Source organism: Sulfobacillus thermosulfidooxidans DSM 9293, from assembly GCF_900176145.1.
Taxonomy (GTDB): Bacteria; Bacillota; Sulfobacillia; order Sulfobacillales; family Sulfobacillaceae; genus Sulfobacillus; species Sulfobacillus thermosulfidooxidans.
In genome coordinates, this window is sequence record NZ_FWWY01000001.1 from 1,842,537 (window position 1) to 1,861,501 (window position 18,965).

22 protein-coding genes are annotated in these 18,965 nt (G+C 49.1%); 18 read left to right on the plus strand and 4 right to left on the minus strand.

Annotated features, from left to right (window positions below):
* Positions 1-52 precede the first annotated feature (52 nt).
* From B8987_RS20235 to B8987_RS09345, 18 genes are all read left to right on the plus strand, one after another.
* Positions 53-166 (plus strand): DUF6893 family small protein, encoded by a 114-nt coding sequence (locus B8987_RS20235; RefSeq protein ID WP_020375838.1) that lies wholly within the window; start codon positions 53-55, stop codon positions 164-166.
* 42 nt (positions 167-208) lie between these two features.
* Complete coding sequence (gene hypF / locus B8987_RS09265) at positions 209-2,563, plus strand: carbamoyltransferase HypF (RefSeq protein ID WP_084661320.1); 2,355 nt, start codon at positions 209-211, stop codon at positions 2,561-2,563.
* Entirely contained in the window at positions 2,563-2,835 is a 273-nt protein-coding gene (locus tag B8987_RS09270) for a HypC/HybG/HupF family hydrogenase formation chaperone (RefSeq protein ID WP_020375840.1), read from the plus strand. The genes hypF and B8987_RS09270 overlap by 1 nt, the downstream gene beginning before the upstream one ends.
* Before the next feature lie 30 nt (positions 2,836-2,865).
* On the plus strand, positions 2,866-3,450 hold the full coding sequence (locus B8987_RS09275) for an SIS domain-containing protein (protein WP_084661321.1): 585 nt from the start codon (positions 2,866-2,868) through the stop codon (positions 3,448-3,450).
* Positions 3,447-3,704: a HypC/HybG/HupF family hydrogenase formation chaperone gene (locus B8987_RS09280; protein WP_020375842.1), complete on the plus strand. Its 258-nt coding sequence runs from the start codon at positions 3,447-3,449 to the stop codon at positions 3,702-3,704. Before B8987_RS09275 ends, B8987_RS09280 begins: the two co-directional genes overlap by 4 nt.
* Positions 3,701-4,369: a D-sedoheptulose-7-phosphate isomerase gene (locus B8987_RS09285; protein ID WP_084661322.1), complete on the plus strand. Its 669-nt coding sequence runs from the start codon at positions 3,701-3,703 to the stop codon at positions 4,367-4,369. The genes B8987_RS09280 and B8987_RS09285 overlap by 4 nt, the downstream gene beginning before the upstream one ends.
* Positions 4,370-4,395: 26 nt before the next feature.
* Positions 4,396-5,520 carry a hydrogenase formation protein HypD gene (gene hypD / locus B8987_RS09290; protein ID WP_084661323.1) on the plus strand — a complete coding sequence of 375 codons (1,125 nt, stop codon included), beginning with the start codon at positions 4,396-4,398 and terminating at the stop codon, positions 5,518-5,520.
* 28 nt (positions 5,521-5,548) lie between these two features.
* On the plus strand, positions 5,549-6,634 hold the full coding sequence (gene hypE / locus B8987_RS09295) for a hydrogenase expression/formation protein HypE (protein WP_084661324.1): 1,086 nt from the start codon (positions 5,549-5,551) through the stop codon (positions 6,632-6,634).
* Between the two features lie 9 nt (positions 6,635-6,643).
* A complete protein-coding gene (locus B8987_RS09300) occupies positions 6,644-7,045 on the plus strand; it encodes a hydrogenase maturation nickel metallochaperone HypA/HybF (RefSeq protein ID WP_020375846.1) in 402 nt (133 codons plus the stop codon).
* A 62-nt stretch (positions 7,046-7,107) separates the two neighbouring features.
* Positions 7,108-7,926: a hydrogenase nickel incorporation protein HypB gene (hypB, locus tag B8987_RS09305; protein WP_084661325.1), complete on the plus strand. Its 819-nt coding sequence runs from the start codon at positions 7,108-7,110 to the stop codon at positions 7,924-7,926.
* A 71-nt stretch (positions 7,927-7,997) separates the two neighbouring features.
* Positions 7,998-8,888 carry a NifU family protein gene (locus B8987_RS09310; protein ID WP_020375848.1) on the plus strand — a complete coding sequence of 297 codons (891 nt, stop codon included), beginning with the start codon at positions 7,998-8,000 and terminating at the stop codon, positions 8,886-8,888.
* Between the two features lie 12 nt (positions 8,889-8,900).
* Positions 8,901-9,521 (plus strand): DUF5947 family protein, encoded by a 621-nt coding sequence (locus B8987_RS09315; protein WP_084661326.1) that lies wholly within the window; start codon positions 8,901-8,903, stop codon positions 9,519-9,521.
* Positions 9,518-10,168, plus strand: coding sequence for a DUF6084 family protein (locus B8987_RS09320; protein ID WP_020375850.1), 651 nt, complete (start codon positions 9,518-9,520; stop codon positions 10,166-10,168). Before B8987_RS09315 ends, B8987_RS09320 begins: the two co-directional genes overlap by 4 nt.
* Positions 10,169-10,172: 4 nt before the next feature.
* Positions 10,173-11,153, plus strand: a complete 981-nt coding sequence (locus tag B8987_RS09325) for a hypothetical protein (protein ID WP_020375851.1) — start codon at positions 10,173-10,175, stop codon at positions 11,151-11,153.
* The gene (locus tag B8987_RS09330) at positions 11,146-11,460 is read left to right on the plus strand and encodes a hypothetical protein (protein WP_020375852.1); all 315 of its coding nucleotides are present in this window, start codon (positions 11,146-11,148) and stop codon (positions 11,458-11,460) included. Before B8987_RS09325 ends, B8987_RS09330 begins: the two co-directional genes overlap by 8 nt.
* Positions 11,457-11,957, plus strand: a complete 501-nt coding sequence (locus B8987_RS09335) for a hydrogenase maturation protease (RefSeq protein WP_084661327.1) — start codon at positions 11,457-11,459, stop codon at positions 11,955-11,957. Before B8987_RS09330 ends, B8987_RS09335 begins: the two co-directional genes overlap by 4 nt.
* Before the next feature lie 78 nt (positions 11,958-12,035).
* Entirely contained in the window at positions 12,036-13,157 is a 1,122-nt protein-coding gene (locus tag B8987_RS09340; protein WP_139793511.1) for a helical membrane plugin domain-containing protein, read from the plus strand.
* 62 nt (positions 13,158-13,219) lie between these two features.
* A complete protein-coding gene (locus B8987_RS09345) occupies positions 13,220-14,668 on the plus strand; it encodes an APC family permease (protein WP_020375855.1) in 1,449 nt (482 codons plus the stop codon).
* A 48-nt stretch (positions 14,669-14,716) separates the two neighbouring features.
* Here the strand turns inward: B8987_RS09345 and B8987_RS19370 are convergent, their stop codons facing one another.
* From B8987_RS19370 to B8987_RS09365, 4 genes are all read right to left on the minus strand, one after another.
* Positions 14,717-15,097, minus strand: a complete 381-nt coding sequence (locus B8987_RS19370) for a hypothetical protein (protein ID WP_139793512.1) — start codon at positions 15,095-15,097, stop codon at positions 14,717-14,719.
* Between the two features lie 236 nt (positions 15,098-15,333).
* Positions 15,334-16,506, minus strand: a complete 1,173-nt coding sequence (locus B8987_RS09355; protein WP_020375857.1) for an ABC transporter permease — start codon at positions 16,504-16,506, stop codon at positions 15,334-15,336.
* Complete coding sequence (locus B8987_RS09360; protein ID WP_020375858.1) at positions 16,503-17,192, minus strand: ABC transporter ATP-binding protein; 690 nt, start codon at positions 17,190-17,192, stop codon at positions 16,503-16,505. The genes B8987_RS09355 and B8987_RS09360 overlap by 4 nt, the downstream gene beginning before the upstream one ends.
* Entirely contained in the window at positions 17,189-18,670 is a 1,482-nt protein-coding gene (locus B8987_RS09365) for an efflux RND transporter periplasmic adaptor subunit (protein WP_084661329.1), read from the minus strand. The genes B8987_RS09360 and B8987_RS09365 overlap by 4 nt, the downstream gene beginning before the upstream one ends.
* Positions 18,671-18,965: the final 295 nt, after the last annotated feature.

Genomic DNA, 18,965 nt, shown 5'->3' on the forward strand with positions numbered 1-18,965 from the left:
CAAATGGTGAGGAGAAACCCTAGGGACATATCACGCAGAAGGAGGTGCGCACATGATCCAAATGATGTTCACGCTCGCATTTTTAGCGCTCGTGATATGGCTGGGAAAACTCATTTTGCAGTCGTTGCCGGATATGCAGCGTTATGTGCGAATGAGGAATATGTAAGGTTGTGAGGGTTGTCAAAGGCGGAGTTACGGAGGCGGGGCAATGGAAGCATATCCCGAAGATCGCTGCATTGAAAGGCGGCATCTACGCATTAAAGGATTTGTTCAAGGCGTCGGATTTCGGCCGTTTGTCTACCGGGAAGCTCAACACTTGGGACTTACCGGCTGGATTTACAATGATCATCAAGGGGTAAGTATTGAAGTTCAGGGGCCCTTATGGGCACTCGAGCGTTTCCACGACCACTTGCTTTCCAAGACTCCGCCTTTAGCCCGTATTGACCAGATTGAGGAAGAGCGTGTCGCGATTTTGGTTGACGAAAAAGATTTTGTCATCCAGAAGAGCCTGCAAGGCAAAGACCCTGCCGCACTGGTGCGACCTGATGCCTGTGTGTGTGAAGAGTGTCTTGAGGAGATGCATAATCCGAAAGATCGTCGTTACCGCTATCCTTTTATCAACTGCACGAATTGCGGACCTCGCTACACCATTATTCAAGGCGTTCCGTATGACCGGGCAATGACCACAATGGCCCGTTTTGTGATGTGTCCGGATTGCCAACGTGAATATGACGATCCCTTGGATCGTCGCTTTCATGCCCAACCCAATGCCTGTCCACAGTGTGGTCCCCAAGTGTACTTTGAAAGAGGAAATGAAATCTCTCAAAATCCGTTTCACTTATGGACCGAGGCCATTTTGTCTGGCCAAATTGTTGCGGTTAAGGGATTAGGAGGCTACCACTTAGCCTGTAATCCTTTTGATGATCAGGCGGTAAAGCGTTTACGCCAGCTAAAGCGGCGTTCTGGGAAACCCTTCGCCGTGATGTCCAAAGATCTTGAAGCGGTTCAGCAGTTATGCTATGTGAGCGGTAAAGAAAAAGCGTTATTAGAGTCCACCGAACGACCTATTGTCTTATTGACCCGCTTGCGTTCCGGGATTTTAAGCTCACAGGTGGCTGGCTTGTACCGCACTTTAGGGGTTATGCTTCCTTACACCCCCCTGCATGTCTTGTTGTTAGAAGCTTTACAAGACGCGTTGCCTTTACCCGTGGTCGTGATGACAAGTGGCAATCTGAGTGATGAGCCTATTGTCACCGATAATGATGAAGCCAAAGACATGCTAAAATCGGTGGCTGATGCCTTTGTCCATCATAATCGCCCAATTTACATCCGCTGTGACGATTCGATTGTCAAAATAGCTGCAGATAATCAGCCGCAACTCTTACGGCGTTCACGCGGATATGTGCCGGACATTATTGAAACGGCGCTGGAAGGTCCTCCACTTCTAGCCGTAGGCGGGGAACTCAAAAATACCTTTGCCTTTTATCAACAGGGGAAAGTCTATCTGAGTCATCATTTGGGTGATCTCGAGAATATGAAGGCTTATCAGGCCTTCCAAGAAGGCATTGCCCATTTCGAACGCCTTTATCATCTGAAAGCTGAATTCGTTGTGCATGATATGCATCCCGGCTATTTGTCGACGACCTTTGCCGAACAAATAGGGTTACCGACTTTGGCTGTGCAACATCATCATGCGCATGTTGCCAGTGTAATGATGGAGCATCACTTAGAGGGGCCAGTCATCGGTCTTGCTTTTGATGGTACGGGATATGGCCCGGACAAAACCATTTGGGGCGGTGAAGTACTACTCGCCACCTTATCCGGGTTTGAGCGCGTGGCTTCCTTAAAGCCCGTTCCTATGATTGGTGGGGACCGGGCGATTAAAGAACCGTGGCGCATGGCGTCAGCACTGCTCGCCCAAATCTTTTCCCGGGATAACTATCCAGAAGACCTCCCTTTAATTCAGAAGATTGGAGCGCCGTGGTGGCACATTGATGCGTTGGCCAGAAAAGTTGACTCCTCAATCTCTATCTTAACATCGAGCATGGGGCGTCTGTTTGATGCCGTGGCCGCGCTGATTGGATTAACCCCTTTTGCCAGCTATGAAGGGGAAGCCGCGATTATGTGTGAAATGTTGGCGGGCGAAGGTAAGGCGTCCCCGTATCCCTATGAAATCCGAGAAGAAAGATCTGGATATTGGCAGATGGATCCAACACCTCTGATTAAAGATCTCCTAGCCGATATTTTTCGCGGGGAATCTCCTTCTGTCATGGCCTTGCGTTTTCATCATACGATTGCTGAGATGACAGCCTCTATGGCCTCTCTCGTCTACCGCCATTATGGCATCGATCACGTCGTGCTATCGGGTGGTGTATGGCAAAATCAGCTCTTAACCCGCTTAACCTTAGACCAATTACATTCCAAGGGATTGAGAACTTTCCTCAATCACGTGGTTCCGCCCAATGACGGCGGATTGGCATTAGGACAAATTGGCATTGGGTGCAACATGGCTCAAGGATTAAAAAGTAATGAATTGCGCGATGTACAGAGGAGGAATGGGTGATGTGTTTAGCAATTCCCGGGCGGGTTACCGAGATTGTGGACCGAGAACGTGACATTGCCAAAGTAGATGTGACGGGGATTAAACGTAATGTCAGTATTACGCTGTTAAAGTCTTTAGGGATTGAACCGGGAGACTGGGTTCTGGTTCACGTGGGATTTGCCATGAGCAAAATCGATGAGCAAGAGGCTCAAGAAACATTAGCCATGCTTCAAGAACTGGGCACGTCGCTCGATGATGAATTTGATTTGTGGGATACCTCTCAGATCGAATAGCTATCTAGACCTACAGCGTGAGGTGAGCTGATGATAACCGATCAGGAATTAGACATGGTGGTGGCTAGGTACTTTGATGAGTCTGAGAGGATTGCCCAAGCCTTTTTTGACAAGGAATCCGAGCATATAGCCCAGGCATGTTATCAAATGGCCCGGCGTTTTCATCAACAGGGGAGAATTTGGACATTTGGTGAGGGCTTTTGGACGACTGACGCTCAGCACGTTGCAGTCGAATTTGTGCATCCCGCTATCGTAGGGAATAAGGCGTTGCCCGGCATTTCCCTTAGCAATAACAATGCCTTAATTACTGGGTTCGATCCCGAGTGGAAGTACGCTTGGGGATTGAAACGGTTAGCAAAACCGTGGGATATGGCGCTAGGTTTTTCCACAGATGGGCAAACCCCGTCTATTGTCAATGCACTGAGGGAAGCGCGTGAGCTGGGGATGTTGAGCTTGGGATTGTCAGGGCCCCCAGGATTTGACGAAACGGTGGCCGACTTTATTTTCACGGTGGACAGTACAGATCCGCTGCTGATTCAAGAGACCCACGAACTGGTGAGTCATGTGTTGTACGAGTTGGTTCATGTCTTTTTGGAGCAGGAGGTGTTGTTATGAAGTCCTCTTCTCTGTTCTTGTCATTACAAGGACTGCCACAATATGAGGCCCATTGTGTGACCTGTTCTGATGAATTGCAAAAATTTCACGTGCTGGCTATCGATTCCCTTCAATTGATGGCCCAGGTTAGGGGCGATACCGAAGAAACCTGGGTCGATATCACGTTTGTTCCCGACCTTGCGGTCGGAGATGACATCTTATGCCACGGGGGCACCGCGCTGGCCAAAGTGACAGAAAGCGAGGACATCTCATGACCCAGCCAGAGGCCGGTTCGGAATTTGACCAGTTGTTTTATCCCGGATTATTTGCGAGTCCCAAGGCCCCGGCGAATTTAGACGATGTGTTGCACCAAGTCACGGTATCTACCCAAAAAAAGTGCCAGGAGACCATAGCTTTACGTCGTCAAATTTATCAAAGTGCCCACGCTCAACTGGTTGCGGCCGCTAAAGACATGGCAGCCTGTTTTGCTCAAGGAGGCATGTTGCTCGCCATGGGCAATGGAGGAAGCAGTACGGATTGTCAAGATCTGGTGGCCGATTTTATGGATCTAAATCTCTCTGTGCCGGTATTGGCATTGACCCATGACGTTGCCGCCGTTACCGCCATTGCCAACGACGTGGGCTTTGATAATGTCTTTGTCCGCCAAGTGATTGCGTTGGGGAAAGCCGGGGATATCGCCATAGGGTTTTCCACCAGTGGGAACTCCGAAAATGTCATTTTAGGTCTCAACCAAGCCAAACGGCAAGGCCTCTTAACCATTGGAATTTCGGGGTATGATGGCGGAAAACTTGCCAAGAATGCGGATATCGACTACTGCTTTATCGCCCATAACGAACACACACCGCGTATCCAAGAGGGACAAGCGACGATTGCCCATGTTCTCGTCCGGCTGGTGGAAGCCCTCTTAACATCCAGGTAACAGCGAATGAAGAAGGGAGTGGTCTGATGCAATTTATTGATGAATATCGAGACGAAGAATTATCGAAAAAAACCGCCAGTGAAATTGCCCGCTTGGCCCACGGTCGGGATATCAAGATTATGGAAGTTTGTGGCGGCCATACACACACTATTTTTAAACACGGCATTGAAGATTTGTTGCCATCCAACGTCGACTTAGTGCATGGCCCAGGATGCCCGGTTTGTGTTCTACCGATGGGTCGGGTCGATGATGCCATCGCCATTGCTCGCCAACCCGGCGTTATTTTTACCACGTTTGGCGATATGATGCGGGTTCCGGGCTCCAATGGCAGTCTTCTTGATATCAAGGCGGATGGTGCAGATGTCCGTTTTGTCTACTCGCCTCTGGATGCGCTGAAAGTCGCTCAACAGAATCCTGACAAAGAGGTTGTCTTCTTTGCCGTGGGCATGGAAACAACGGCACCCTCGACGGCAGCCACGTTATTACGCGCCAAAGCTGAAGGCATTAAGAACTTTTCGGTATTTTGTAATCATGTTTTGATTATCCCGGCGTTAAAATCCCTGCTCGATTCCCCTGATCTCCGCCTTGATGGATTCCTAGGTCCAGGACATGTCAGCATGGTGGTGGGCATGCGCCCGTATGAATTTGTGGCGCGGGATTACCACAAGCCCGTGGTCATCGCCGGCTTTGAACCATTAGATATTATCCAATCGATTTATATGGTGGTCAAACAAATCGCCGAAGGACGGGCTGAAGTAGAAAACCAGTATACGCGGGTGGTGCGTAAAGAAGGCAATGTCATGGCCCAAAAAGCGATGGCCGAGACCATGGAACTTCGACCGTTTTTTGAATGGCGAGGTCTTGGGTTCATTAACTACAGTGCATTTCGCTTGCGGGATGCATTTCGTGACTGGGATGCGGAAATCAAGTTTCAAGTTCCCGGTGTCCGCGTTGCCGATCCTAAGGCCTGCCAGTGCGGTGAAGTCCTTAAAGGGGTCATTAAACCATGGCAGTGTAAAGTGTTCGGCACCGCGTGTACTCCCGAAACCCCGATCGGCACCTGTATGGTCTCTCCCGAAGGGGCGTGTGCAGCCTATTACAATTATGGCCGGTTTTCTATGGCCCAAGAACGCAAGAATTTATCGTGGTAATACCGTGTGAGTGTGAGGAGGGAGAAACGTGGCCAAAGCGTCAGAAGTCGTGGCAAAAATTGAGAAAGCCCAAGAAGCGCGGCGCAAACGAGCCGTATTACGCGAAAGTCATATTACTATGAGTCATGGCAGCGGAGGCAAAGCGACCCACAATTTGATCGATGCGGTCTTTGCGCAAGCTTTGAGCAATCCCTATTTAGACCGCATGGAGGACAGTGCGGTGATGTCCTGGGATGCGTCCTCGAAAGTGGCGTTAACGACCGATACCTATGTTGTTAGCCCGGTTACATTTCCTGGCGGGGATATTGGTTCCTTAGCGGTACATGGGACCATCAATGACTTAGCCATGGCTGGGGCGATGGCTCTTGGTTTATCTGTGGGCTTTATTCTCGAAGAAGGATTTCCCATTGAAGACTTACGGCACATTGTGACGTCGATGGCAGAGGCTTCGGCCCGGGCCCACGTACCGATTGTCACGGGGGACACCAAAGTGGTGCCGCGCGGCAAAGGGGACGGGATTTACATTAATACAGCCGGAATAGGGCGGTTATTACCCGGGGCGAGTTTGGGATATGACAAGATTCGGGTCGGAGATAAGGTGATTGTGAGTGGGGATCTGGGAGACCACGGAATAGCCGTCATGTTAGCGCGTGAGAGTCTCGATATCGATGCCGACGTGAAAAGTGACAGTGCCCCCCTTCACGAGATCGTTTATGACCTTATCACACAATTAGGGCCTGCGATTCATTGTCTTAAGGATCCCACCAGAGGTGGGGTGGCTACCACATTAAACGAACTGACACAATCCAGCCGTTTAGCCATAGGACTTCAAGAACGGGCGATTCCTATCAAAGACGTGGTAAAAGGCACCTGTGAATTATTAGGTCTTGATCCTTTAACGATTGCCAATGAGGGAAAGCTGATTGCTATTGTCGACGCACAAGTGGCAGATGAGGCGTTAGCCATTATCCGTTCCCATGAACAAGGATATCATGCCCAGATTATTGGAGAGGTGTTACCAGAACCCGAAGGAATGGTATTTATGCATACCGACATTGGGGGAATGCGTGTGCTAGATATGCTCGTCGGTGATCCTTTACCCCGGATTTGCTAGGAGGCTGTTATGCACGAATTGTCATTGGCCATTCCCATTTCGGAATATGTCTTGCAGGAATCACAAGGGCGAAACGTCGAGGAAATTGTTCTTGATGTGGGGATGCTCAGCGGAATTGTGCCAGACGCCCTGGATTTGGCTCTGCAAGTGGTGCTGCAAGGCACTTGTGCCGAAGAAGCCCGTATTACCTATGAATGGCAAGACGGCGAAGGGCAATGTCGTTTTTGTAACACCCGTTTTCCTATGAAGGACGTATTAGATGTTTGCCCAGGTTGTGGCCAAATGGGCGCGAAGATTTTATCGGGTACCCAAATTCGCCTGACAGGTCTTCGCTTTTCGCCTCGTCGTGATACCTCCCAGGGTGAGAAACCCTCTACCCCCATGGCGAGTAACAATCCCTTACAGGGATAGCTAGTTAAGCTAGTTAAGTTGGTTAAGTTGGCTAAGAAGGAAAAACAAGGAGGGCATTAACGATGTGTGCAACGTGTGGTTGTGGTAATGATGTGGAACATGTGGGTATAGAGGGCCAGGAACTGACTGCCCATCACCACCATGCTTTTTGGGAAGAGGGGACCCCTCATCCGACAGATCAAAAAGGGGAAATGCAAGACCATAAAACCCTGGAAATTGATATATTATCGGTCAATAACCAAAATGCCCAGAAAAACCGTCAGGCTTTTCACGCGCATGGGATTACGGCGATCCAAGTCCTGAGCTCGCCCGGATCAGGAAAAACCACTTTATTAGAGCATACGGTCGCCCGTTTGCAGAAAGATCAGATCACCATGGGGGTCTTAGTAGGCGACCAACGCACGGACCGGGATGCTGAACGCTTGCGGCAAGCAGGCTGTGAAGCCAAGCAGATCACGACTGGCAGTGTTTGCCATTTGGATGCCCATATGGTGGCGCATGCAGCTGATCACCTCAGTTCTTGGCCCGATATTCTTTTTATCGAAAATGTTGGTAACCTCATCTGTCCCGCTCTCTTTGATTTGGGAGAAGACGCCCGCGTTGTGCTCTTGAGTGTGACGGAAGGTGAAGACAAGCCAGTGAAATATGCCGACATGTTTGTTACGGCTGATCTGATCCTCGTCACCAAAGTCGATTTGCTGCCGTATTTGGATATATCGTGGGACAATCTTTATCACGTGATTAACGAGGTTAATCCAGGAGCCAAGATTCTTCCGGTATCTGTGAAAACGGGGCAGGGAATCGACGAGTGGATACAGTGGCTTATCTGGCAAAAAGAGCGCACCCGCTTGACTCATCCCTTGTCCTCGCCCAGTCATTGAGGGATCAAAATCTTTGGGCGAGAAGGCCACGGCTTAAAACTCGATCCATTTCAATATGAGGAGGCGACAACATGGACGCCATGACCACACAGTTTGAAGCGCTGGTTGAAGCGGTAGACCAGAAGCTCGAGTCGATCGAAAAGACATCAGTTCCTGGATTTCGTCAACAGGTGGGTGAATTGGTTAATGATTTACTCGAAATGTACCGGATGGGATTCGAGCAAGTGATGCATTATGCCCATTCTTATCCCGGTCTTCCACAAAAATTAGCCGAAGATCCGGTATTAGGCCCCTTGTTGATGATCCATAATATGCATCCCCTATCTTTTGAGGAACGGGTCAACAAGGCCTTAGAAAACGTACGGCCCTATTTAAAGACCCATGACGGCAATGTGCGATTAATTTCCGTCGAACAAGGGATTGTGACGCTGGCCTTGGAAGGACATTGTCAAGGCTGCCCATCTTCGAGAATCACGGTCAAAACGGCCATTGAACAAGAACTGATGCGCTTGGCACCTGACATGTTGGATTTAATTGTCGAAGGTGAAGACCATTTAGAGGCCATGAGTGCTGATGATAGTTCGCGTGTGGTGATACCGTTAAGCGCGGTACAAGGAGTGACGGTCAAGAGCAGGCGGACCACGGGATGGTTTGCGCTCGATAACATCACCACATTATCCCCAGGATCCGCACAAAAGACCAGGGTGGAGGATCATCCGGTTATTATTGCCCGCCTTGGTGACGAATTCTTTGCCTATCACGATTACTGTCCCCAGTGCCGGCATGTCAACCAATTGACCCTTCGGGTCAAAGACAGTGCAATCGAATGTCAATCTTGCCACGCACTGTATGATGCGAGACGGGCAGGGCGCTCCATAGATCATACATCGTATCATCTTGAGCCGTTACCGCTTTTGATTGAGGGACATGAGGCCCGCATTGCGATGCCTGTCGCTGAATAGGGAGGAACATGTATGCCACGATCGATTTTGCGTGTGAAAAATTGGGTGCGGGAAGATTCTACGCGAACAGAAGAAGACGTCTGTGAAGTGTGCAATCGCCTGATTCCTCAAACAGGTCACCGTCATTTACTGCGTTTACAAACCGGCCAGGTGGTTTGTGCATGTCAACATTGTGCACTTCTCTTTGATGCTCCGGCACAAAGTCAATATCAAAGTATCCCCACACGCATCATTTCCCTGGGTAGAGCGATGCTGGGCATGGAATTTTGGGATATGATTTCGTCCCCCGTGCATCTGGTAGGGATTGTTAAACGACGTGGTGGGCAAGCGGAGATTTTTTATCCCAGTCCCGCAGGCGCCGTAAGTGGCGGGCCAATATCCCGGGAGTTTTTAACCCTCCCCTTGCAAGAGGCCTTGGACACGATGAGTGATGAGGTCGAAGTGCTGCTTTTTGCCGATCTTTCTGGCATGACTGAAGGTTTTCTTATTCCCCTAGATCGGTTTTACGAACTGATTGGGCTGCTACGACTGAATTGGCAAGGGCTTTCTGGGGGAAATGAGGTCAGCCGCCGTATTCGTCAGTTTTTTGATCAATTGGCCAGGCAAGCCCCGTCTCGAGGAGGTCTAGCATGACCGAACCGGTTCAATTTGCGATAGATGGCGTGTCTTTGGTCCGCAATGCTGCGATGCCCACACTACAATTTCTGATTCATATTCGAACCACTCCGCCTTTTGAGCGTGTGCACGCGATGGTCTTGCACGTCCAGGTGCAAATCGCCCCACGCGGGCGATCCTATTCCGAATTTGTGCAAAACCGTTTGCTTGATGTCTTTGGTAGTCCACAGAGATGGCATGAAACCATGCACAATTTTTTGTGGGCTCAAACCTCTTTATCGGTTCCGCGCTTTGAACACGAAACGACCACTCAGTTGCCGATTGTCTGTACGTATGATTTTGATGTGTTAGCGGTGAAATACTTACAGTCCTTGGACGCGGGCATGATTCCCATGGAATTTTTGTTTAGCGGAACGCTGTTTTATCACGATGCTCAGCGCGGGGTGCAAGTCCAACCCATTTCTTGGAATTGTGAAGCCCCGTTCCAATTGCCTGTAAACATTTGGCGGCAACTCATGGCCGCTTATTATCCCCACCAGGCATGGATTCGGATCGATCAGGATCTTTTTGATCGGCTCAATCTTTTCCGCAGCCAACATGAAGTGTCGACATGGGATGATGCCTTAAGATTACTGCTTGACCAAGAAACGGAAAGGAGATCTTAAGTTCATGAACTCATGGCAAAATACCGAAAAAATTGCTGACGCCGTTCTTTATGAAGGATATGCCCTGTATCCCTATCGGCCCAGCGCGATTAAAAATCAACAGCGGTGGACTTTCGGACGCATTGTTCCTGAAATTTATCACCAAAAAACCCAATCGACGGATCCCTGGTTTCGCCGGGCCCAAACTTTATTACAGGCATCCTCTTTAGCCATCACTTTACGTTTACGCTTTTTACAAATCGCTGAGCCGCCCCTTTCGCCAGATTCCCCGTCCTTGTCCTGGCAACAAGCCTTGCCCCGAGATTTTAGTTGGACCATTACTTCGTTGCCATGGGATAAAACGATTGAGATTCCCGCTCACCTTGAGGATGCCGGAGCGGTCAAGAATATCGTTTTTCACGTGGAAATGCATGGCAATCTGTTTATCAGTGAACCAGAGCCCGTATGGCTGTTGACGACAACGATTAAAAATGTGACGCCGGATATTTCGGGATTTGATGAAGCGTCAGCCTTAAGGCACTCCCTTATTGCGACCCATTGGCTGTTATCGACGGAAACGGGAAAATGGGTCTCATTACTGGATCCTCCGCGTTCTTTTGAAGACCAAGTGGCAACATTGACGCAAGATGGGGTGTGGCCAGTCTTGGCTGGCGATGAGCAAGATGGAAAAATTTGTTTGGTTTCACCAATTATTTTGTATGACTATCCCACTGTAGCCGACAACAGTCCCGGCGATTTCTTTGATGGCGCGGAAATTGATGAAATGCTAACACTGCGCATTCTGACCCTAACTGACGCAGAAAAAGAGGAGGCGATGCGTGCCGATCCCAAGGTTCAGGCATTATTGGAACGCACACAAAATCTCTCCCGTGATGATCTCTACCAATTACATGGCATGGCCTACCGCGTATCACCGCATTCTTCTACTCTACCCCACAAGGAAGAAGACGGCACCCATGACAAGGAGGATAGCCATTATGAATGAAAGAGAGGAAGCGTGGAACCCATTTGATTTTTGGCAAGATGCCAAAGAAACTCCTATTCAAGCGTTTTTAGACGGGCGACCGCTCAATGCCGGAGCGCAGGTTTTGCTTCATCCCAAGAAGCATCAAGATATTTTTGATGCGGTGCTGGCAGGAAAGCTCGCGACTGTCGAGTCTATCCAAGAAGACTTGGAAGGGCGTATTTATGTTGTGGTGACCATCGATGAGGATCCTGGTCGTGATTTGGGTCAAGAACAATTGGTGGGGCATCGTTTCTTCTTTGATTTAGACGAGGTGGCATGGCCATGACCCCTTCTTTGGATTCAACCATTCTCGTTGCAGGGATTGGAAACATTTTTTTAGGAGATGATGGATTTGGCGTTGAAGTCATCCGGCGTTTGAGCGCACGATCTTTACCCGTGAGTATGATGGTGTTTCAGGATTTTGGCATCCGCAGCGTCGATCTCGTCTATGCCTTGCATACGCCGTGGAAAGCCGTGATTTTAGTGGATGCTTATGCGCATGGAGAGACGCCGGGACATTTGCAAGTCCTTCACATCACCCCAGATGATATTCCCACGTCTGCCCCCGTGATGGATGGTCATAGCCTAAATCCCTTAATCGTTCTCTCCATGGCAAAGCAGCAGGCGCGAACCCTTCCCCCCGTCTATCTCGTGGGATGTCAACCTCTGACATTTGGCCCTGAAGAAGGGTCGATGGAGCTTAGTGCCCCTGTTGAGGCGGCAATCGAGCAGGCCTGCGACTTGGTTATCAATCTGGGTTATCAATTGGCACAAAACGAATAGGACCTACGAGAAGGGTATAGCGAAACGTGAATCTGGTGATTTTTGATAATTCATAAAAAAGATTTAGAGGAGGAATTAATGATGAAAGAATCCGCATCGACTTGGCAGGATGTAGCCACTGTAGAAAAGGCTGAGTTAGTGGATATGGCCCAAAACATCTTTGAGAGTTTGGTCAATGCCATCGATGACTTAGGAGGGCATCAGCTCGCGCAAAACGTGAAGGAATTTGCCGGGGTGTTGGAACAACAAATGACCCAAGGAAATTTTCCCTTAGCGGGAACTACAACCTTAATTGGGGAAATGTGGCAAAGCCTATCACCGCGTTTGGAAGATTGGGCGAAGAGGCTACTGGGTTCTCAAGGATTCCAGGATATTTTAAATCTCATTGCTTCCGGCCAATTATCCTCTGATCTGTTGGCCCAAATTGCTAAAATGGCAGACAATCAGCAGGTTGCCAACTTCCTTCATGATTTGTCCAGACAGGTGAGCCCATGGCAAGATAAGATGGTTGATCAGATTGTGCAATGGACGCAAAGTGACAGTGTGATGAATGCTGTTCTGCTCTTAGCCCGGGCCGAGTCCTTGATGCAGCTTGTTCTGAGCCAAGAAGTGATGGCTCTAGCCGAACACGTCAAACAGGCCACCCCGGCGCTTTTACAGCTAACCGAACTGTTATCGCAGCCAGAATTCGCCCGGGTGGTAGAGTTTAGCCAACGGGCCATGAAAAATCCTAAACTGTTAAGCCTGCTCGAAACCTTGGAAAATCATATCGATACCGCCAATCAATTACTGAACCATCTCACCCGATTTGAAGAACGCGGGGGTTTACAAGTGTTAGAACGGGTTATGGATGCGTTTTCAGGTGATGACGTGAATGTTGACACGTTAGCAAAATTGCCGGCCATCACGAATAAGGGCATCGAGTTTGCTGATTGGGCCTTGAACAGTGGGTTACCGGAATTGACCCAAAATATGTTACTAGCTATCGATGTTAGTCTAGCCGAAGCGCGCCGGGATACAACCAAATATGGGGCGATGCGGTTGGTCGGGGCTTTGAAAGATCCGGCCATTCAAGACGGCATAAAAGTGGGTATGGCGTTTTTACGCCATCTGCCAAATATTTTAACGTTGCCACCAAAGTCACAACAAACGGCTGATTCTGGTACGTCAGAACATGAAGTCGCCGCGAGTGAAAGTTAATAGCTCGTGTTCGATGAAAACGTAAAGACAAGGGAATAGCAAAGGAGCGTCGGGAGCGGGAGATGACGACTAGAACAGGGTTAGAGAGCCATTCAAAGCGTTTCATGTTGGGGTTGACTCTTCCTGACTTATCAAGTTTGTCAATATCGAGTGTGGCTCCGCTATTTAGTATGGCGGCAGCTGGTCAGTTGCTGGTGCAACTCGCTGGTGCCGATGTGCTCTGGGCCATTTTAGCGGTCGCAATTCCCTTTGTCTTTAGCTCTTGGATTTTTCGCCTGTTGAATCACCATTTTCCGAATGCTGGGGCATCGTATCACTGGTCACGGCGGGTCTTAGGGACACAGGTTTCCCAGTTTCAGTCATGGATTTTGATAATGGCCTACTTTTGGTCCATTCCGCCTATTATTATTCCAGCCGCCGATCAAAGCCTTAGTTTATTGGGAATAGCGAGGCCTGACGCTTGGGATGTGGTGGGTTTTAGTCTTTTATGGATTATTTTTGCAGCCAGTGTCCTGCTGTTGGGCAGCCGAATGACAGCACGCGTCACACAAATTTTTTTGTTGGCGGAAGTTTTGGCTGTGATGGCGATGATGGTGATAGGGTTTGGGCATTGGCACCATGTGATCCTGGCTCCTAGCGAAAATACGGCTGATATCAACGTCAGATGGCAGCGAATCGTCATCGCCATGGTGGTGGCGGCAACGATTGTCGATGGCTGGGAGATCGATAGTTACGCAGCAGAAGAGGCGACAAAACCCCGGAGTGCGCCCGGGACCGGGGGCATTATTGGTGCCTTGATGGTATTAGCCTATTATGGATTGTCGTGGTCCGTCATGTTGCATAATGTACCCCTCTCCATCTTGCGGCGCCATCCGGATGTGTTAATGACGTGGGCTCACATGGTGATTCCTTCGGTGCATAGGTGGGCTTTAATCCCCATTTTGGCATCCACTGCAGGATCATTGTGGTTAACGACGTTTATTTTATCCCGGGCTTTATTCGCGATGGGGCGAGATCACATCTTACCCCCCATATTGACGCGGTTCAATCGCTTCAATGCCCCCATTTGGGCTATCATCATACCGTCTTTGGCAGCGTTTGTCATTGTCTGTGTCAATTTGTTTTGGACCTCGATGACCAGCTGGTTCAATTTGGTGTTAAGTTCAGCGGGATTTTTCTTAGTCTTGGAATTTCTTTTTGACAGTATTACGGCGTCAGTGTTTTTAAGCCGGCAACATGACTCAGCCTTGCCCCATGGTTTAGATGGGCATCAGCACCGCTTTCTTCAACTTATTTCGTGGTTGACTTCTTTATGGTTACTGACGATGACGGGATTTTTCTTGGTTTATGGAGGCCAAGTCATCGGCAAAGGGATTGATGAGGTCGTGGGAATTCTCATGTTAGCGGGTATCATATTTGTGATGGTGCAAAGGAAACAAGCGCAGTCTCAAACCTTGTTTATTTTTGAGCCGGAAGCTCAAATGATGAAGGCCTCCTCATCAAGACAATAGTTCTTGACTCCCTAAATCCCTACACGGTTTTCCTTGACAGGGTGCACGTTACAACAGGTGCACGATCCGGGCGAATGTCTTGGTCTTTTTGTGCACCGCGCGAACCTGCACCGTTGAGCCCACTTTTATTTGACTTAGGTTTATCTGAGTCTTTTTCGCACGATATTTGGTGTGAGAGTTAATGAGAAATGTCCAGATTTTACCACGAGCTGTTTTTACCACGAGCTGTGTCGAAGAGATCACCGAAACCCTTCCTTTGACGTGAATCACATGCGCATGGTGGTGTTCTTTACTGTGCGAAGTCCTGTGGGTTGAAGAGGAATGAACAGAAGGCGCGGGTGAACTCACCTTGGTCGATCCGCACCCAACCAGGCTTAAGGACAAAAGCGGGATAAAAAGATAAGGCATCAAAAAACGACGAAGACTCATGAAATATCAACCTTTCTGTACCAGTTTAAAAAACGATTATTTGTTGCCAAAATCCTACCGTTCCCATGCCCTCGGCCTTGATGGCGTGAAGAAGCACAGCAAGGCTGAGATTAGTAAAACCTGTAATCTTTTTCTAAAGCGTGTCGGTTTCCTTCACAAATCCGTGCGGCATGCGGATTTTTTCTTGGTTCCGTAACCAGGCCATTGAAGCTTGGAAGACTATTTTATTTCTCGAACTATCCGTCATACCGGAGGGCATGAATGGGATCTAAGGCCGAAGCTTTTATGGCCGGATAGAGGCCAAAGATCAGACCGACTGCCGTACTAAACACAAAGCCAAGCATTAAGGCGACGGGCGAGAAGATGGCAGGGGTTTTCAAAATTGCTGGGATAATATGCATCACACCGAGTCCCAAAAGAATGCCAATTACCCCGCCTACCAAGCTCATGGCCATGGATTCCAAAAGAAACTGAAGAAGAATATCTTCGCGGGTAGCACCTAGCGCCTGGCGAATACCGATCTCTCTCGTCCGTTCTGTAACGGAGACTAACATGATATTCATGATGCCTATCCCTCCAACAACCAAGGCCACGCCAGCGGTACCAGCTAACAAGTCAGTGAAAGTGGCCCGGGTGGCTTGCAAGGTTTGAAGGACCTGATCTTCTGAGGCGACACTAACGGCACTCGTTGATCCGAATTGATTGGTATAGAGATTCGTGAGGTAATTGGCGGCCAAATTGGCTTGATTCGGGTTTTGCGCTTTCACGATGATCTGGCTCAATTGATTGGTTCCTAACAAGGATTCACTCACGGTAATCGGAATAAATAGGGTATTGTCTTGACTGGCTCCAGGCCCTTGACCCACCGGATTAAGAACGCCCACGACATGAAATTGCTGTCCCAAGATCATAATGGATGATCCGATGGGATTCTCTCCATTAAACAAGTTGGTGGCTTGGTTCGCCCCTAAAACGGCCACATGTTGATCCTGGCTCACTTCTAATGGTGTCAAAAAGTGACCGGCTGCTACAGAGACTGAACCCAACTCTAAATAGGCCGCTGTGGTGCCGTCGACTGGACCACTTTCTTGATTCGGCGGGTTGAGCGTTGATATCTTAGCGCCTTGGGTCATCTCGGGAACGACCACATCCGAAAAGGGCAAGACTCTGTGAATCAGAGTGGTTTCACTCACTGGGAACGGCGTACCAGAAGCGGGGGAGACAAACAATACATTGGTACCAAGCGTTTCAATCCGGGATGTGACTAAAGACGAAGCGCCTTGACCAATGGCCACTAAGACGATTACGGCCGCCACTCCGATAATGACGCCTAACATTGTGAGGATGGCCCGCAGTTTGTTGCTCATTAATCCCAAAAAGGCTAGAACAAGCCCATCTCGCCATGTCATGGTGTTTTTTCCACCTCGCGTGTATTTAAAATCACATGCCCATCTTCAATCTGGATGATTTGATGGCAGGATACGGCTATTTCCTGGCTGTGCGTCACAATGACGACGGTTTTTCCTTGCCGATTTAAGCTTGTTAGCAAGTCCATGATTTCCACACCCGTTGCATGATCTAAGTTGCCGGTGGGTTCATCGGCCAAAATCAACGGAGGATCCCCGATGAGGGCTCGAGCAATGGCGACTCGCTGCTGTTGGCCCCCGGATAATTGTGAAGGGCGGTGATAGAGCCTATGACCTAAGCCCACTTGTTCTAAGGCTGTTTTGGCTTGTTCCCGGCGTTTGTGCGAAGGTACACCCCGGTATACGAGGGGCAATGCGACGTTATCGAGAGCGGTTAATCCAGGAATCAACTGAAACGATTGAAAGACAAAGCCAATGGTGTGATTGCGCTTGTGAGCCCATTGTTCGCGGCTAAAATGACTAACATCTTCTCCCCCTAACCAATATTCTCCGCGACTGGGAGTGTCGAGTCCGCCTAAAATATTGAGCAGGGTGGTTTTTCCCGAACCAGATGGTCCTACAATGGCCGCGAGCATTCCAATGGGAATTTCAAAAGTGATGTCTTTCAGGACGGGATAGACATCTAGACCAAGATGGTAATCTTTATAGACCGACACCAGTCGAATCATTTGGTATGGCCCTTCTTTCCCGCGGTTTTTCCTTTATGAAGGGTTCTCCCCTTGGCTTTGAGATGGAGTTTCCCACTGGGGGAGGTGAGTACGGCGGTAATGACCCGGTCATCAACCGCTAATCGTTTGGATTTCACGGCCGCCGTGGTGGCATTTTCTAAAAGCACATGCACCGGGATACGTGTTAGTTGGTTATTTGAAGCCAATACTTCGACAAAATCGTGGGAACCACGGCTATGAAGACTGGCTAGGGGAACTAATAGAGCGCCATGAATTGTTTTTACCACGATCGAGACGTCGGCACTCATGCCGTAGCGGATGCCGCTCACATTATTCAGTGTCACATTCACGGGAAAATTCGCGACGCCATTGCTGTAGTTGCCGACGGGAGCAATGCTTTGAACCGTGCCCGATACCACTTTTCCGGGAAGCGCGGGTAAACTCACGGATACGCTTTGGCCCGTATGAATCAAATTAATCTGGGTTTCTGGAATCGGCACTGTGACCATCTTGGCCTGGCTATCTAAGGTCAATAATTTTGCCCCAGGTGGTGCGGACGAGTTTAACATCGTGACTTCGCCAGAGAAAGGGGCCTGGACAACGAGATTGGCCAATGCCTGCTGTTCTTGCACCAATGTTTGTTGGTCACGCTCAAGTTGAGCTTTGGCTTGATCCAAACTGGCCGTTAGTTGGGTTTGGCTGTCCTGTGACATCACCTTATCTAATGCAGCTTGTAACCCAGCCACTTGACTTTCGTCACCCAAAATTTTGCTTGTTAAACTGGGGGACGTCAGTGTAAGGATGGGTGTGCCTGGAGTGATTTGTTGGCCTATGGTCACGTTTACATGTTGAACAGTTCCTTGACACGGGGCAGTGATTGTCTTACCCCCTACTGTTGCCAGGGGTTGTCCCGAAGAAACGTATTCCCCCACGGAGGCGACTTGAGTGAGGGGGCCCTCGACAGAAGAGGTGACAACACCTTGGGACTGGGCCTGGGCTAATTGGTCTTCAGCTTGTTGCAGGTTGTCTTCGGCTTGAACGATACTGGCTTGTTGGGATGCCCGGTACTCGGATGATAATAGCAGATTCACTTGGTTTTGCTCACTTAAGACCGCGGCATTTTGTGCGGCCACCTCACTGGCCAAAGTGGGATCGCTAAAGGTTGCCAGCATTTGCCCTGTGTTCACAGTTTGTCCTAAGCTGACGTTCAGCTGGCTTAAAGATGCATTAGCGGGTACGGATACGGTATACGTCTCAACCGGAATGATTTCTCCTGTGGCTGAGTCGATTTGTGACAAGTTGCCTTGTTGAACGATGGCAGTGAGATATTTGGCGGGCAATGGCGGACGAGTCGACCGGATGACAATGTAAGTGAGAGCCGACAGGACCAACAGGGTGCCCCCAGCTAGTATCACGACACGCCGGTATGAAAGCATGCGCTGTTTAATAGATGATGTAGGCATATTGTGATGGATCATGATCAAATTCCCCTTAGGTCCTATAATGGGTCATCACACGGTCTATATAACTTGACCCTGTGACCGGTGGATTGAAGAATGTGGAACCCTATTCATAAGGGTACTGTCATCGAATCTGAAAAACTACAAGTTAGTCCTGAAGAAAGACTGAATTTGATTTTCATCGGATACAAAGTTGAGCGTGTATTAAATTAGTTGCCAATTAATGCAGATGATTATCGGCATCAAAATGAAGTCGTGAACTTTTGTTCTCGGCTGCGATAGTTTACAAACCTAAAATTAATAATGGAAATGA